Origin of the sequence: Pseudomonas sp. 28 E 9, assembly GCF_900004785.1 — a bacterium.
GTDB lineage: Bacteria > Pseudomonadota > Gammaproteobacteria > Pseudomonadales > Pseudomonadaceae > Aquipseudomonas > Aquipseudomonas orientalis_A.
Genome location: NZ_CVTK01000050.1, coordinates 82827 through 97288 on the forward strand (window position 1 = coordinate 82827; position 14462 = coordinate 97288).

Annotated in this window: 14 protein-coding genes; 11 read left to right on the forward strand and 3 right to left on the reverse strand. The window is 61.2% G+C overall.

Annotated elements, in window-relative coordinates; all coding sequences use genetic code 11:
* Window positions 1-328: 328 nt before the first annotated feature.
* Window positions 329-1723 carry an argininosuccinate lyase gene (gene argH / locus BFQ00_RS16590; RefSeq protein ID WP_065886979.1) on the reverse strand — a complete coding sequence of 465 codons (1395 nt, stop codon included), beginning with the start codon at window positions 1721-1723 and terminating at the stop codon, window positions 329-331.
* Between the two features lie 502 nt (window positions 1724-2225).
* Between argH and BFQ00_RS16595 the strand changes: the two genes are divergently transcribed.
* The 7 genes from BFQ00_RS16595 to BFQ00_RS16625 all read left to right on the forward strand — a co-directional run bounded on the left by BFQ00_RS16595 (window position 2226) and on the right by BFQ00_RS16625 (window position 8612).
* A complete protein-coding gene (locus BFQ00_RS16595) occupies window positions 2226-2972 on the forward strand; it encodes a LytR/AlgR family response regulator transcription factor (RefSeq protein WP_065886980.1) in 747 nt (248 codons plus the stop codon).
* Between the two features lie 137 nt (window positions 2973-3109).
* Window positions 3110-4051 carry a hydroxymethylbilane synthase gene (hemC, locus tag BFQ00_RS16600; protein WP_065934143.1) on the forward strand — a complete coding sequence of 314 codons (942 nt, stop codon included), beginning with the start codon at window positions 3110-3112 and terminating at the stop codon, window positions 4049-4051.
* Entirely contained in the window at window positions 4048-4806 is a 759-nt protein-coding gene (locus BFQ00_RS16605) for a uroporphyrinogen-III synthase (RefSeq protein WP_065934144.1), read from the forward strand. Before hemC ends, BFQ00_RS16605 begins: the two co-directional genes overlap by 4 nt.
* Before the next feature lie 18 nt (window positions 4807-4824).
* A complete protein-coding gene (locus tag BFQ00_RS16610) occupies window positions 4825-5940 on the forward strand; it encodes a uroporphyrinogen-III C-methyltransferase (protein WP_065886983.1) in 1116 nt (371 codons plus the stop codon).
* A 5-nt stretch (window positions 5941-5945) separates the two neighbouring features.
* A complete protein-coding gene (locus BFQ00_RS16615) occupies window positions 5946-7187 on the forward strand; it encodes a heme biosynthesis protein HemY (RefSeq protein ID WP_065886984.1) in 1242 nt (413 codons plus the stop codon).
* A 237-nt stretch (window positions 7188-7424) separates the two neighbouring features.
* Complete coding sequence (locus BFQ00_RS16620; RefSeq protein ID WP_065934145.1) at window positions 7425-7976, forward strand: disulfide bond formation protein B; 552 nt, start codon at window positions 7425-7427, stop codon at window positions 7974-7976.
* A 180-nt stretch (window positions 7977-8156) separates the two neighbouring features.
* Window positions 8157-8612, forward strand: coding sequence for an Rsd/AlgQ family anti-sigma factor (locus BFQ00_RS16625; RefSeq protein ID WP_065934146.1), 456 nt, complete (start codon window positions 8157-8159; stop codon window positions 8610-8612).
* Window positions 8613-8664: 52 nt separating this feature from the next.
* Here the strand turns inward: BFQ00_RS16625 and BFQ00_RS16630 are convergent, their stop codons facing one another.
* Complete coding sequence (locus BFQ00_RS16630) at window positions 8665-9342, reverse strand: FKBP-type peptidyl-prolyl cis-trans isomerase (RefSeq protein ID WP_065886987.1); 678 nt, start codon at window positions 9340-9342, stop codon at window positions 8665-8667.
* Window positions 9343-9534: 192 nt separating this feature from the next.
* On the opposite strand from BFQ00_RS16630, the gene BFQ00_RS28280 reads away from it, so the two are divergent.
* Window positions 9535-10674 (forward strand): AlgP family protein, encoded by a 1140-nt coding sequence (locus tag BFQ00_RS28280; RefSeq protein WP_083227389.1) that lies wholly within the window; start codon window positions 9535-9537, stop codon window positions 10672-10674.
* On the opposite strand, the gene BFQ00_RS16645 is transcribed toward BFQ00_RS28280, so the two are convergent.
* Complete coding sequence (locus BFQ00_RS16645) at window positions 10671-11135, reverse strand: TIGR02444 family protein (protein WP_065886990.1); 465 nt, start codon at window positions 11133-11135, stop codon at window positions 10671-10673. The two genes, BFQ00_RS28280 and BFQ00_RS16645, sit on opposite strands and share 4 nt — an antisense overlap.
* Window positions 11136-11185: 50 nt before the next feature.
* Here BFQ00_RS16645 and BFQ00_RS16650 point away from each other — a divergent pair, with 50 nt between their 5' ends.
* From BFQ00_RS16650 to BFQ00_RS16660, 3 genes are all read left to right on the forward strand, one after another.
* The gene (locus BFQ00_RS16650) at window positions 11186-13096 is read left to right on the forward strand and encodes an ATP-binding cassette domain-containing protein (RefSeq protein ID WP_065934148.1); all 1911 of its coding nucleotides are present in this window, start codon (window positions 11186-11188) and stop codon (window positions 13094-13096) included.
* A complete protein-coding gene (locus tag BFQ00_RS16655; protein WP_065934149.1) occupies window positions 13096-13668 on the forward strand; it encodes a mechanosensitive ion channel family protein in 573 nt (190 codons plus the stop codon). The genes BFQ00_RS16650 and BFQ00_RS16655 overlap by 1 nt, the downstream gene beginning before the upstream one ends.
* 87 nt (window positions 13669-13755) lie before the next feature.
* On the forward strand, window positions 13756-14388 hold the full coding sequence (locus tag BFQ00_RS16660; protein ID WP_065886993.1) for a LysE family transporter: 633 nt from the start codon (window positions 13756-13758) through the stop codon (window positions 14386-14388).
* Window positions 14389-14462 lie beyond the last annotated feature (74 nt).

The following is a 14462-nucleotide window of genomic DNA, read 5'->3' on the forward strand; positions in this document are numbered from 1 at the left end:
TTTTGCGCTTTTCAAAAGTGAGCCGCTGTAAAAGCGGAACCCATAGCAGCCGTGACCGCAGAAACGGATATGTACTCGGTCCAATCCAACATCCCGGCCAGCCCCGAGGCCGCCATCGGGGGCAAGCCCCCTCCCACATTTGGATTTGTGGGGTATCAGTAAGATAGTCGCAGGCTGCCGGAAAGCTCCCTCACCACAAGTTCGGCGTCACGCCAAAGTTATGTAGATACCTATGCCCCGATAGCAGAGTGTCAGGCAACTCATGTGCTGGCAGACCCACCGCCATCGGGGGGCAAGTCGAATCGTCGCACCGCCCCCCCCACATTTTTTAGCGGCTGGCGAGCAGTGCCTGGCCACGCACGACTGCGGCCTTCACCTGCGCCGGCGCAGTGCCACCGATGTGATTACGGGCATTCACCGAGCCTTCCAGGGTCAGCACGGCAAACACGTCCTGCTCGATCTGGTCGCTGAACTGGCGCAGTTCTTCCAGGCTCATTTCCGCCAGGTCCTTGCCGGTGTCCACGCCGTACTTCACGGCATGGCCAACGATTTCATGGCAGTCGCGGAAGGGCAGGCCACGACGCACCAGGTAGTCGGCCAGATCGGTCGCGGTGGAAAAACCGCGCAAGGCCGCTTCGCGCATGATCGCATGCTTGGGCTTGATCGCCGGAATCATGTCGGCAAACGCACGCAGTGAGTCGCGCAGCGTGTCGGCGGCGTCGAACAGCGGTTCCTTGTCTTCCTGGTTGTCCTTGTTGTAGGCCAGCGGTTGGCCTTTCATCAGGGTCAGCAGGCCCATCAGTGCGCCGAATACGCGGCCGCTCTTGCCACGTACCAGTTCGGGGACGTCGGGGTTTTTCTTTTGCGGCATGATCGAGCTGCCGGTGCAGAAACGGTCCGGCAGGTCGATGAACTGGAATTGCGCGCTGGTCCACAGCACCAGCTCTTCGGAAAAGCGCGACAGGTGCATCATCGCAATGCTGGCGGCGGCGCAGAATTCGATGGCGAAGTCGCGGTCCGACACGCCGTCCAGGGAGTTACCGCCCACGGCATCGAAGCCCAGCAGCTGCGCGGTGTACTCGCGGTCGATCGGGTAGGTGGTGCCGGCCAGCGCGGCGCTGCCCAGTGGCATGCGGTTGGCGCGCTTGCGGCAATCGACCAGGCGCTCGTAATCGCGGCTGAGCATTTCGAACCAGGCCAGCAGGTGGTGGCCGAAGGTCACGGGCTGAGCGGTCTGCAGGTGCGTGAAGCCGGGCATGATGGTGTCCGATTCGCGCTCGGCCTGTTCCAGCAAACCTTTCTGCAGACGGGTGATTTCAGCCAGGATCAGGTCGATTTCATCGCGCAGCCACAGGCGGATATCGGTGGCCACCTGGTCGTTACGGCTGCGACCGGTGTGCAACTTCTTGCCGGTCACACCGATGCGATCGGTCAGGCGTGCCTCGATGTTCATGTGCACGTCTTCCAGGTCGACGCGCCAGTCGAATGTGCCGGCTTCGATCTCGCCCCGGATGGTGGTCAGGCCTTCGATGATGCTGTCGCGTTCGGCATCGGTCAGCACGCCGACCTTGGCCAGCATGGTGGCGTGGGCGATGGAGCCCATGATGTCGTGGCGGTACAGGCGCTGGTCGAAGTTGACGGAGGCGGTGAAGCGCGCGACGAAGGCGTCGACGGGTTCACTGAAGCGGCCGCCCCAGGACTGGTTGGTCTTGTCGGTGCTCATGAATTCGCTCGTGATCTGCTTAAAAAAGGCGTGAAGGTGTGCCGCCGATAATAACAGGGTTGTCCGCGGACGCGACGGTGCGGGTGGACGGCAATTTTATTTGTACAAAGGATGGCTAAGTGCCTTGCCGCCGATCCCATCCAGGACGAGACTGGGAGCAGGATCTTATTGAAACGATATTTGACGATTGAGCAATATCGTTCCAGCGAGCGTCTACAGTTGGACTGAGAGTGTGTGAATGCACCAAAGTCGGGTGATGCGGTCAGAGCCCAGACTATCCATTAAATACGGGGGTATTCGGATTGTGTATCAGCAAACCCTATGACAATGCGCGAAGTTGGCGGGTCTTGGGCGCTATTGAACAGGTCCGGGTAAATTTGGGTGCCACTCCAAGGGCACTTTTTGCCGCTTGCGCCAGTCTTAGCGTGGATCGCTGTGACGTCAGTCACCGCACCTGTCTACGCTATCCTTGTGCGAGACTCACGCAGGAATCCAGCGCAATATGAATGTCCTGATCGTTGATGACGAACCCCAAGCCCGCGAGCGACTGAGCCGTCTGGTCAGTGAAATCGAGGGTTATACAGTCCTTGAACCGAGCGCCACCAGCGGCGAAGAAGCGTTGACGCTGATCGACAGCCTCAAGCCGGATGTGGTGTTGCTCGATATCCGCATGCCGGCCCTCGATGGCCTGCAAGTCGCCGCCCGCCTGAGCGAGCGCGAATCACCACCGGCCTTGGTGCTGTGCGCGGCACAGGAAGAGTTTTCTGCACAGACGCTCGAAGAAAGCGGTGTCAGTTTTCTCGTCAAGCCGGTGGCCGGCGACGCATTGCTCAAGGCGTTGAAGAAGGCCGAGCGTCCCAGCCGCGCCCAGCTCGCAGCCCTGACCCAACCGGCTGCCCAGAGTGGCAATGGCCCCCGCAGCCATATCAGCGCACGGACTCGCAAGGGCATCGAGCTGATTCCCCTCGCTCAGGTGGTCTATTTTATCGCCGACCATAAATACGTGACCTTGCGTCACGAAGCGGGCGAAGTGTTGCTCGATGAGCCGCTCAAGGCCCTCGAGGATGAGTTCGGCGACCGCTTTGTGCGCATCCATCGCAATGCGCTGGTGGCTCGCGAGCGAATCGAGCGCTTGCAGCGCACGCCTCTTGGCCACTTCCAGCTCTTTCTGAAGGGGCTCAACGGCGATGCCCTGATCGTCAGTCGGCGCCATGTCGCCGGCGTGCGCAAGATGATGCAGCAGCTCTAGCCAGGGGCGGTGGCGAGCTCTGCAGTTCCTATCCCGGTGTGATGCGGCCAGGGAGGCCCCGCACTTGCTGATTCAAATCAAAGCGTATTTGCCTGAGCTGTTATTATCTGCCGTATCTATTCAGTACGGATTGATCCATGTCTTCTCGCGAAATCCGCATCGCCACCCGTAAAAGCGCCCTGGCCTTATGGCAGGCCGAGTACGTCAAAGCACGTCTTGAACAGGCTCATCCTGGCCTCAGGGTGACCCTGGTGCCCATGGTCAGTCGCGGCGACAAGCTGCTGGACTCGCCGCTGTCGAAAATTGGCGGCAAGGGTCTCTTCGTCAAGGAGCTGGAAACCGCGCTGTTGGAAAATGAAGCAGACATCGCTGTGCATTCGATGAAAGACGTGCCCATGGACTTCCCTGAAGGGTTGGGCCTTTTTTGCATCTGTGAGCGCGAAGACCCGCGCGACGCCTTTGTTTCCAACACTTACGCATCCCTGGATGAATTGCCCCTGGGCAGTATCGTGGGCACCTCGAGCCTGCGTCGCCAGGCCCAATTGCTGACCCGTCGACCCGACCTGCAGGTCCGCTTCCTGCGTGGCAACGTCAACACGCGCCTGGCCAAGCTCGATGCGGGCGAGTATGACGCGATCATCCTCGCCGCCGCCGGCCTGATCCGGCTGGGCTTCGAAGACCGCATCACTCGCGCAATCAGCGTCGAAGACAGCCTGCCGGCCGGCGGGCAGGGCGCGGTCGGCATTGAATGCCGTACCACCGACAGCGAAATTCACGCACTGCTCAAGCCGCTTGACCACGCGGACACCGAAGTTCGTGTCACGGCCGAGCGAGCCCTGAACAAGCACCTCAACGGTGGCTGCCAGGTACCGATCGCCTGCTATGCCGTGCTCGAAGGTGAAAACTTGTGGTTGCGTGGCCTGGTAGGCGACCCGGAGGGCGGCACGTTGCTGACCGCCGAGGTGCGCGGTCCACAACGCGACGCCACGGCCCTGGGCATCCAGGTCGCCGAGGAACTGTTGGACAAGGGCGCTGGCGCCATTCTGCAAAAAATCTACGGTGAGGCCGGCCCGCAGTGACCCAGTGGCGAGTGCTGCTGACACGGCCTGCCGAAGAATCGGCAGCCCTGGCGGCGACATTGTCCGATGCGGGAATATTCAGCAGCGAACTGCCGTTGCTGGAGATCGAAGCTTTACCGGTCACGCCGGAACAACAGGCGGTCCTTGGGGCGTTGCAGCGCTATTGCGCAGTGATCGTGGTGAGCAAGCCGGCGGCGCGTCTTGCCTTGCAACAATTGACCGCGCCCTGGCCACGACTGCCGTGGTTCAGTGTGGGGGCCGCCACGGCACAGGTACTGGCCGATCATGGTTTGGATGTCCACCATCCGCCAACGGGTGACGACAGCGAGGCCTTGCTTCAATTGCCGGCCTTGCGCGAGGCTATCGCATGCCCCGGTGCCAGGGTATTGATCCTGCGCGGCGAGGGCGGCCGGGAGTTGCTCGCAGAGCGTTTGCGCGAGCGAGGTGTTAGTGTCGACTACCTGGAGTTGTACCGCCGTTTCCTTCCGGCCTACGACGCGGGCGCACTGATGCAACGCATCCAGTTGGAACGCTTGAACGGCCTGGTGGTCAGCAGTGGGCAGGGTTTTCTACACTTGCAGGCCCTGGCCGGCTCCGATTGGCCTGAGGTGGCGAAGCTGCCGTTGTTTGTGCCCAGTCCGCGCGTCTACGAGATGGCGCGGGCCGCTGGCGCAGAAAAAGTTGTGGATTGTCGAGGCGCGAGTGCCTCGGCTTTGTTAGTGGCGTTAGGGAGCAATCCCGTTCCCACTCTCTGATACGCAAAGGACGGATACGTGAGCGAAACAGCCTTGCCTAAAGATGAAGCTCAGCCCGCGCTCGATGCGCCGGTCGGGACACCGGTCACCGCGCCACGCCGTGGCAATGGCCTGGCGGTCGTCGCGTTGCTGCTTGGCGCTGCCGGTGTTGCCGCCGGCGGCTGGGGGATCTGGCAGGTCCGTGCCCTGCAAGCCAGCAGCCAGCAGCAACTGGGGCAGGTGCAGACCCTCGATGACCAATCCCAGAGCCTCAAGCAGAGCCAGCAACAATTGGCGGCCCGCCTGGCGCAGTTGCCCGGCGCGGATGAGCTGGAAGAGCGTCGACGCCTGGTTGCCCAGTTACAGGGTGATCAGCAGCGCCTGAATCAGCGTCTGGAAACCGTACTGGGCGCCAGCCGCAAGGATTGGCGCCTGGCTGAGGCCGAGCATCTGATTCGTCTGGCCAGCTTGCGTCTGTCGGCTTTGCAGGACATCAACAGCGCCCAGTCGCTGGTCCAGGGCGCCGACGAAATTCTTCGTGAGCAAAGCGACCCAGGCGCGTTCGCCGCCCGTGAGCAGCTGGCCAAGAGCCTGGCGGCGTTGCGCAGCACCGAACAGCCGGACCGCACCGGCTTGTACCTGCAGTTGGCGGCGTTGCGCGACCAGGTGGTGCAATTGGCGGCTGTCGCTCCGGAGTATCAACTCACCGAGTCCGGTTCCCAGGGCCGTCCCAGCAGCGATACGGGTAATCAGTTGAGCCAATGGTGGGAACAGATCTCCCGTTATTTCCGTATCGACTTCAACCCGGATGACAACATTCGTCCGCTGCTGGCGGGCCAGGGGTTGAATCAAGTGCGCCTGGCCTTGAGCCTGGCGCTGGAGCAGGCACAGTGGGCAGCGCTCAACGGCGAGTCGGCGGTGTATAGCCGTTCGCTGGGGCAGGCGCGCAGCGTGTTGCAGGATAACTTCAACCAGGACAACCCGCAGAGCAAGGCGATGCTGGCGCGTATCGCCGAGCTTGAGCCCAAGGCCGTTTCGGTGGTGACGCCTGACCTGGCCGCGAGCCTGGCGGCCGTGCAGGCGTACCTCGAGCGCCGCCATTTGTCTGCCGACGAAGCCAAGGCTTCGGCTGCCAAGCCTGCGACCCAGGAGTAGAACCGATGAAGCGTTTCTATGTGATCCTGGTGCTGGCAATTGCGATCGCCCTGGCGCTGGCCGTGGGCATTTCCAAACACACCGGCTACGTGCTGATTACCTATCCCCATTTGCTGCATTACGAATCGAGCCTGTGGGCCACATTGGTGGCGGTGTTTGCCATAGGCCTGGCGATCTACCTGATCCGAGTGCTGTTGGGTCTGGTCAGCGTTTCCGGCGGTGTGGTCAACCCGTGGTCGCGGCGCAATCGCAGCCGCCGTGTGCAAGTTGCAATCGAGCAAGGCCAGATGGACCTTGCCGAAGGCCGCTGGGCCAGTGCCGAACGCCACCTGCACCGTGCTGCCGAGGCGGAGCGCCAGCCATTGCTGTACTACCTCGGCGCGGCACGTGCGGCCAACGAGCTGGGCCGTTACGAGGCATCGGATGCTTTGCTGGAGCGCGCCCTGGCTCGCCAGCCCCAGGCGGAGCTGGCCGTTGCCTTGAGCCATGCGCAACTCCAGATGGACCGTGGCGACACGGAAGGTGCCCTGACCACCCTGCAGGCCATGCACGAGCGCCATCCCCACAACGCCCAGGTCCTGCGACAGTTGCAGCGATTGCACCAGCAGCGTGGCGATTGGTCGTCGGTGATTCGCCTGTTGCCCGAACTGCGTAAAGACAAGGTGTTGCCGGCCAGCGAGCTGGCTGAATTGGAGCGTCGGGCCTGGGGAGAAAACCTTGGCCTGGCCGCCCAGCGTGAGGAGCATGGCGAAGCCGGCTTGCAGTCCCTTGACCGCGCATGGGAGCAATTGACTTCAGCCCAGCGCCAGGAGCCACAACTGGTGTTGGCTTATGCCGATCAACTGCGTCGACTGGGCGCCGATGCCAGGGCCGAGGAAGTGCTGCGCGGTGCGATCAAGCGCAGTTATGACAGTCATCTTATTCGGCTCTATGGCCTGCTGCGCGGCAGCGACCCGGCCCGTCAGTTGAAGTTTGCCGAAGGCTGGCTGAAGGATCATCCTGGCGATGCCAGCCTGTTGCTGACGCTGGGTCGTCTCTGCCTGCAGAACAGCCTGTGGGGAAAGGCCCGGGATTATCTGGAAAGCAGCCTGCAGGTGCAGCGCAATCCCGAAGCCTGTGCCGAATTGGCCCGTTTGCTCGCCCAATTGGGTGATACCGAGCGCAGCAACCGGCTGTTCCAGGAAGGCTTGGGGTTACTCGATAATCGTCTACTGGCCTCACCCTTGCCAGCACCGGCGCAAGCTTGAAGTAGGAAAGTGTTCACGGGTTGGCTCAGATCTATCTGTCAGCCAACCCTTTAACCCTTTGTAATTACTGAGCTTAAGTAGACCTGTAATCAATTCTTACGTGTTGTAGGGCGATTTCCTCCGTGTGTTGACGGAATCTCCTTGTCTCTTCGCGGAATTGTCCGCTCCAAGGCGTATTGAAAGGGATCGGGCCTTTCCTCTACCGTAGCGACCTATCTCTTGCGGTGCGGATAAACAATGTCTTTGGCCCCTTTACGCTCCTTGTTTGTCCTGGCGTTCATGGCCGGTGCGCTGACGTTGGGTGTGTCTTTCTATCTGGAATATGGTGCGCTGTTACAGCCCTGCTTTTTGTGCCAGGTACAACGGTTGTTTCTCGCCGTCTTTGTGCTGATCAACCTGATCGCCGCCCTGCATAACCCTGGTCGCGCTGGCGTGTGCCTGTATGGGCTGGCGAGTATCGGGTGTGCATTATTCGGCGCCGTCACCGCCGGGCGCCAAGTGCTGCTGCAGAACACTCCGCCGGATCAGATGCCCAACTGCTGGCCAACCCTGGACTACATGATTGAACACCTGTCGTTCTGGCGGGCTGTCCAGTCAGTCTTCAAGGGTTCGGTCGACTGCGTCGAAATCAATTGGACGCTATTTGACCTCAGCGTTCCGGAGTGGAGCCTGCTGTTTTTCCTGGCGATGCTGATTCTGTGGAGCACACTGCTTTCCCGGTTGTTGCCTGGCCGGCGTCACGTATCACAAAGCGAGGAAAATTCTGTTCATGTGGTAGGACGGGATTAAACGCTTGTATGAACTTTCTCTCCTGCGTACCTTGAAGCCATAGTGATGCGGGCATAATCTGGCCCGCACGCGTTATCGAAAACCGCTTGTCAGACGCGACCTCGGCCGATTGCCGCTTCAACCCTGAAGCATTGCGCGGGCACGGGGCAGCAGCGTCCCCTATAGGGAAGAGAGATCATCATGTTGGAACGTTGCAAGAATGCTCGCGAACGCTGGGGTGGCGTGCACACACAGATCGATAAGTGGTTGGATGCGCGTCGCGAATTGGTTCTGGCTTTTGACGAGTTGGGGGCCGAACCTGGAGCGCTGGCCGAGAAGCGTGAGCCGTTGCAGGACTTCTGCGTTGTACTGGTGGATTACGTTTCTGCCGGTCACCTGAGTATCTACACGCAACTCACCGAGGAAGCGGAAGCCTTCGAGGACGAGCGTGGTCTTGAGTTCGCTGAGACCCTTTACCCGCGCATTGATGTGATTACCGAAAAGCTGCTGGCTTTTAACGATCTGTGCGATGAAGGCAAGTGCGTCGCGGAAAAATTCAAAGAGCTGGGTGGTCTGTTGCACGAGCGTTTCGAGCTTGAAGATTGCCTGATCGAAGTGCTGCACAACGCCCACAAAGAAGAGCCTGCTCAGGTCTGATCGGGGCAATGCGATAAAAAACGGTGCGCATGACGCACCGTTTTTTTATGCGTCAGTGGCGGGTCCCGAGTAGCTCGATGTCGAAGACAAGGGGTGTGTAGGGCGCAATCAATTCGCCTGCGCCGTCCGCGCCGTAGGCTTGGGCCGAGGGGATTACCAGGCGCCATTTCGCGCCTGTGGGCATCTGCTGCAAAGCACTGCGCCAGCCACTGATCACGCTGTCCAGGCGAAACCACTGGGGCTGTGCGCTCTGGTCAAACACGCTTCCATCGGGCAGCCGACCCACATATTTCACCTGCACCTCATCAGTTGCCAACGGCTTGGTGCCCGTGCCCGGCGTCAACTCGGTGAGCAGGATGCCGTCCGCCAACTCACGCACACCCTTTGCAGCTTTTTCCTTCGACAAAAATTGCTGTTCGGCGGCGAGAGCTTTTTCGCTCTGCGGCGCTGGGTTGTCGATGGCGTTCTGTGCTTCGTGTTGTGCAAGAATCTGTTCGATGCGCGCGTTGTCCAGTGCCAATGGTTTGCCTTGGTAGGCTTGTTTGAGTCCATCGATCAGGGCCTGGATCTGCAAGTCGGGGACCTCCTGGCGCAAGCGTTCACCGAGGCTGGCGCCCAGGCTGTAGGCGAGGTCATGCTGATCTTGGACAGCGGTTTTTGGCGGCGATTGCTCGTCCGCATCGGCGCTGGAAATCGCCAGGGCAAGCACTACGAAAAGGTAACGCGACATGGGTGTCCTCCCGCCTGAAGTGCGACGGATTATGCCAGCGTAAATGGCTGAGTAGTGGTGCGCTTTTCTGTTATATCGATAAGAATTTTCGTACGTTGCAACGCAACGCAAACGATACTGTCAACATGCCCTAGCGGCGGTAAGAGCAGAGGGCTAGTATGAGCCGCACCCACGTCAGCCAGGAGGTAAACCATGTCGGCCAAACAGAAGCCTGTAAATACCCCGTTGCACTTACTCCAACAATTGTCGGGCAGCCTGCTCGAACATCTGGAAAGCGCTTGTTCCCAAGCCTTGGCCGATGCAGAAAAACTGCTCGCCAAACTGGAAAAACAACGCGGCAAAGCGCAAGAAAAGCTGCACAAATCCCGCACCAAACTGCAAGACGCCGCCACTGCCGGCAAGGCCAAGGCACAAGCCAAGGCCAAAGACGCTGTTAAAGAACTTGAGGACCTGCTGGACGCCCTCAAGGACCGCCAAGCCGAAACCCGCAGCTACATTTCCCAACTCAAAAAAGACGCTCAGGAAAGCCTGAAACTGGCTCAGGGCGTTGGTCGTGTGAAGGAAGCTGTCACCAAGGCGCTGGGTACTCGTACTCCGGCTAAAGCTGTCGCAGCCAGCGCGGCCAAGAAGCCAGCGAGCAAGGCTGTTGCAGCGAAGGCACCGGCTAAAACGGCCGCCAAGCCAGCTGCTAAAACCGCTGCTGCAAAACCAGCCGCCAAGCCAGCCGCTAAAACTGCCGCTGCAAAACCAGCCGCCAAGCCAGCCGCTAAAACTGCCGCTGCAAAACCAGCCGCCAAGCCAGCTGCGAAAACTGCCGCTGCAAAACCAGCCGCCAAGCCAGCCGCTAAAACCGCTGCTGCAAAACCGGCCGCTAAGCCAGCTGCTAAATCTGCTGCTGCCAAACCAGCCGCTAAGCCAGCCGCTAAAACTGCTGCTGCCAAACCAGCCGCCAAGCCAGCCGCTAAAACCGCTGCTGCCAAACCAGCCGCCAAGCCAGCTGCCAAAACCGCTGCTGCCAAACCGGCCGCCAAGCCAGTTGCTAAAACCACTGCTGCCAAACCAGCCGCCAAGCCAGCTGCCAAAACCGCTGCTGCCAAACCGGCCGCCAAGCCAGCCGCTAAAACCACTGCTGCCAAACCAGCCGCCAAGCCAGCTGCAAAACCGGCCGCAAAACCCGCTGCCAAGCCTGCTGCGGCAAAGCCAGCACCTGCAAAGCCAGCAACTCCCGCAGCAACTGCAGCTACCCCGGCAGCGTCCTCCGCTCCAACCGCATCCGTCGGCAGCGCTGCTGCACCGGCAGCGCCAAGCGTCACCCCAACCAGCGCTTCCTAAGCGCGGGTGACCATGACGCGCAGCTGCTGCAGCGCGTTGTGGTCAAGGTTGGCGGCTTCGGTCGCCAGACCTTCAAGCCATTCCTGTCGACCTGTCACCTCATTGCTCGACCATGACTGCGCCAGCGCTTCCAGGCGCATCAGCAAGGCTCGCTCGGCCTCCAGCTCCAAAGCCTTGACCTGCTCTCGCAATTCAGCCAGTTGCGCATCCTGCTGTGCCATTCCCCGCCATTGCACACGTACCGCTCGCAAAGGTTCGACGACGTGCATCCGCCACGGTCGCGCAAGCTGTTGCAGTGCCACGACGCGCTCGGGCAGCCGCGCCACACCCCGTTGTTCCAGCCACGCACCACACAGCAGCAGGCACACATCCGCTCCCTGTTCCTGCAACCGCAGGCAAGCGGCCTCCACACCGGGGCGGGCATAAGTCGAGAGGGCAAAGCTCCACAGGTCAGCGCACATATTCACACCCAAGCCAGCGGTCAACGAAGCTGGTAGACTCCGCCGCCATTATGATCCGACTTCAAAGCCTAACATTACAGCGTGGCCCGCAGCGTCTTCTTGAAGATGCCGAGCTGACCCTGCACGCCGGTCACAAAGCCGGCCTGATCGGTGCCAATGGCGCCGGAAAATCCACGTTGTTTGCCCTGTTGCTGGGTGAGCTGACCCCGGATTCCGGGGACTGCCTGCTGCCGGCCGACTGGCGCATCGCCCATATGCGCCAGGAGATCGACACCCTGGACCGCATCGCGATCGACTACGTGCTCGATGGCGACCTGCGCCTGCGCCAGGTACAGCGCGACCTCGCCGCAGCGGAAACAGCCCAGGACGGCGCCGCCCAGGCGCGCCTGCACTCGGAACTCGACAGCGCCGACGGCTACACCGCCGACGCCCGCGCCCGCAAGATGCTGGCCGGCCTGGGTTTTACCAACGAACAGATGGATCGCCCGGTCGCCGACTTCTCCGGCGGCTGGCGCATGCGCCTGAACCTGGCCCAGGCGCTGATGTGTCCCTCGGACCTGCTGCTGCTCGACGAACCGACCAACCACTTGGACCTCGATGCGATCCTGTGGCTGGAAGACTTCCTCAAGAACTATCAGGGCACCTTGTTGCTGATTTCCCACGACCGGGATTTCCTTGATGCCGTGGTCGACAATATCGCCCATGTCGAACAGAAGAAAATCACGCTCTACCGTGGCGGCTATACCGCCTTCGAGCGCGCCCGTGCCGAGCGCCTGGCCCAACAGCAGCAAGCGTTCGAGAAGCAACAGGCGCAACGTGCGCACATGGAAAGCTACATTGCCCGGTTCAAGGCCCAGGCCACCAAGGCCCGCCAGGCCCAGAGCCGGATCAAGGCCCTGGAGCGCATGGAAGAGCTGTCGGCGGCCCACGTCGATTCGCCGTTCGACTTCGTATTCCGTGAGTCGGTGAAAATCTCCAGCCCCCTGCTCGACCTGTCGGATGCGCGCCTGGGTTATGGCGACAAGACCGTCCTGGAGAAGGTCAAGCTGCAGCTCATACCCGGTGCGCGGATCGGTTTGCTGGGGCCTAACGGCGCGGGCAAGTCGACGCTGATCAAGAATCTGTCGGGCGAGCTTGAGCCTTTGGCCGGGCACCTGACCCGTGGCGAGAACACGGTGGTGGGTTACTTCGCCCAGCATCAACTGGACTCGCTCGATGCCAAGGCCAGCCCGTTGTTGCACCTGCAGCGCCTGGCGCCGAGCGAACGCGAGCAAACCCTGCGCGACTTCCTCGGAGGCTTCGACTTCCGTGGTGCGCGCATCGACGAGCCGGTGCTGAACTTCTCCGGTGGTGAAAAAGCCCGACTGGCCCTGGCCCTGATTGCCTGGGACCGTCCGAACCTGTTGCTGCTTGACGAACCGACCAACCACCTGGACCTGGAAATGCGCCTGGCGCTGACCATGGCCCTGCAGGAGTTCAGTGGCGCGGTATTGGTGGTGTCTCACGACCGCCATCTGCTCAAGAGCACCACCGATAATTTCCTGCTGGTGGCCGATGGCAAGGTCGAAGAGTTCGATGGCGATCTGGACGACTATGCCCGCTGGCTGACTGACTATCGTCTGCGCAATGCGCCGGTCAGCAACACCCCGGTCAACCCGGACAAGACCGACAAGAAAGCCCAGCGCCAGGCCGCCGCCGCACTGCGTCAGCAGCTGGCACCGCACAAGCGCGAAGCCGACAAGCTGGAGGCCGAGCTGGGCAAGGTGCATGAGCGCCTGGCCCGGATCGAAACCAGCCTGGGCGACAGCGCCGTGTATGAGGCCGCGCGCAAGGATGAATTGCGTGACTTGCTGGCCGAACAGGCCAGGCTCAAGGTGCGCGAAGGGCAGTTGGAGGAGTCCTGGATGGAAGCCCTCGAACTGCTTGAAACCCTGCAAGCGCAGCTCGAGGCGCTGTCCTGATGGAAGCGTTGCAGCTGCCCTTGCCGGCGCAATGGATCGAACCTGTGTGGATCGGCGTGCAAATCCTGCTGATCCTGCTGGCGGGCTACCTTGCCCAGCGTTTTGTCGCCAAAGGCCTGACCCGCCTGGGTGAGCGCTATCCGTTGCCGCCGCAGTTGCTGATGCCGCTGCGTGGAGGCCTGCGCTGGCTGATCATGGGCAGCGCGCTGATCTTCGTGTTGGGCCGCCTGGGTGTATCTGCCACGGTGCTGTGGACGGCGCTGTCAGGCTTTGTGGCCGTGGCGGCAGTGGCGTTCTTCGCCATGTGGTCCGTGCTGTCCAATTTGCTGTGCGCCATTTTGATCTTCACTGTGGGGCCATTCCGCCTCGGCGATATCGTCGAACTGGTGGACACCGTCGACAAGCCCGGCGTGAAGGGGCGCGTGGTGGCGATCAATCTGCTCTATACCACGCTGATCGAGGTGCAGGAGGCCGGCACCGACAGTGCGATGGTGCAAGTGCCCAACAGCCTGTTCTTCCAGCGTTCGGTACGGCGCTGGCCTGGTACGCACGTGTTCCCTGGCGACCGCTAGAATCATATCTTGTAAAAATTTATAGCCAGCCTTTGGTCGCCGGAGTTAGCTTAAGGCACAACCGCAAACTCCCTTTCGAGGTGTGCTATGGCACTCGACACGTGGCTGGCTTTTCTCGTGGCCAGCTGGATCATTTCCCTTTCCCCTGGCGCAGGCGCCATCGCCTCGATGTCCAGCGGCCTGCAGTACGGTTTTGTACGCGGCTACTGGAACGCCATTGGCCTGCAGCTGGGCCTGGCGATGCAGATTGCCGTGGTGGCGGGCGGCCTGGGTGCGATTCTGGCGACATCATCGACTGCGTTCTATGCGATCAAGTGGTTCGGGGTGGCGTACCTGGTGTACCTGGCCATCAAGCAATGGCGCGCCTTGCCGCTGGACATGACCGATGACGCGGCGATACGTCCGATCGGCAAGCCGCTGGCGATGATGTTCCGCGGGTTCCTGGTCAACGCCAGCAACCCCAAGGCGCTGGTGTTCATGCTCGCGGTGTTGCCGCAGTTCGTGAATCCACAGGCGCCGTTGGCGATTCAGTACCTGATCATTGGTGCGACGATGATCAGCGTCGACATGATCGTGATGGCCGGTTACACGGGTCTGGCCTCGAAAGTCCTGCGCCTGCTGCGCTCGCCCAGACAGCAGAAGCGTGTAAACCGTACGTTCGCCGGGCTGTTCGTCGGTGCCGCCGGTTTCCTCGCCAGCCTGCATCGCGCCACGGCCTGACTGAAGAAACTGGATCAAAATGTGGGAGGGGCGGTTTTGTGGCGTGACGAAATAACACCTTGAGTCAAATCGGT

Excerpts from the sequence above, each read along its gene's own strand:
- argH (WP_065886979.1), bottom strand. The coding sequence starts at position 1,723 with ATGAGCACCGACAAGACCAACCAGTCCTGGGGCGGCCGCTTCAGTGAA.
- BFQ00_RS16595 (WP_065886980.1), top strand. The coding sequence starts at position 2,226 with ATGAATGTCCTGATCGTTGATGACGAACCCCAAGCCCGCGAGCGACTG.
- hemC (WP_065934143.1), top strand. The coding sequence starts at position 3,110 with ATGTCTTCTCGCGAAATCCGCATCGCCACCCGTAAAAGCGCCCTGGCC.
- BFQ00_RS16615 (WP_065886984.1), top strand. The coding sequence starts at position 5,946 with ATGAAGCGTTTCTATGTGATCCTGGTGCTGGCAATTGCGATCGCCCTG.
- BFQ00_RS16620 (WP_065934145.1), top strand. The coding sequence starts at position 7,425 with ATGTCTTTGGCCCCTTTACGCTCCTTGTTTGTCCTGGCGTTCATGGCC.
- BFQ00_RS16625 (WP_065934146.1), top strand. The coding sequence starts at position 8,157 with ATGTTGGAACGTTGCAAGAATGCTCGCGAACGCTGGGGTGGCGTGCAC.
- BFQ00_RS16630 (WP_065886987.1), bottom strand. The coding sequence starts at position 9,342 with ATGTCGCGTTACCTTTTCGTAGTGCTTGCCCTGGCGATTTCCAGCGCC.
- BFQ00_RS28280 (WP_083227389.1), top strand. The coding sequence starts at position 9,535 with ATGTCGGCCAAACAGAAGCCTGTAAATACCCCGTTGCACTTACTCCAA.
- BFQ00_RS16645 (WP_065886990.1), bottom strand. The coding sequence starts at position 11,135 with ATGTGCGCTGACCTGTGGAGCTTTGCCCTCTCGACTTATGCCCGCCCC.
- BFQ00_RS16650 (WP_065934148.1), top strand. The coding sequence starts at position 11,186 with ATGATCCGACTTCAAAGCCTAACATTACAGCGTGGCCCGCAGCGTCTT.
- BFQ00_RS16655 (WP_065934149.1), top strand. The coding sequence starts at position 13,096 with ATGGAAGCGTTGCAGCTGCCCTTGCCGGCGCAATGGATCGAACCTGTG.
- BFQ00_RS16660 (WP_065886993.1), top strand. The coding sequence starts at position 13,756 with ATGGCACTCGACACGTGGCTGGCTTTTCTCGTGGCCAGCTGGATCATT.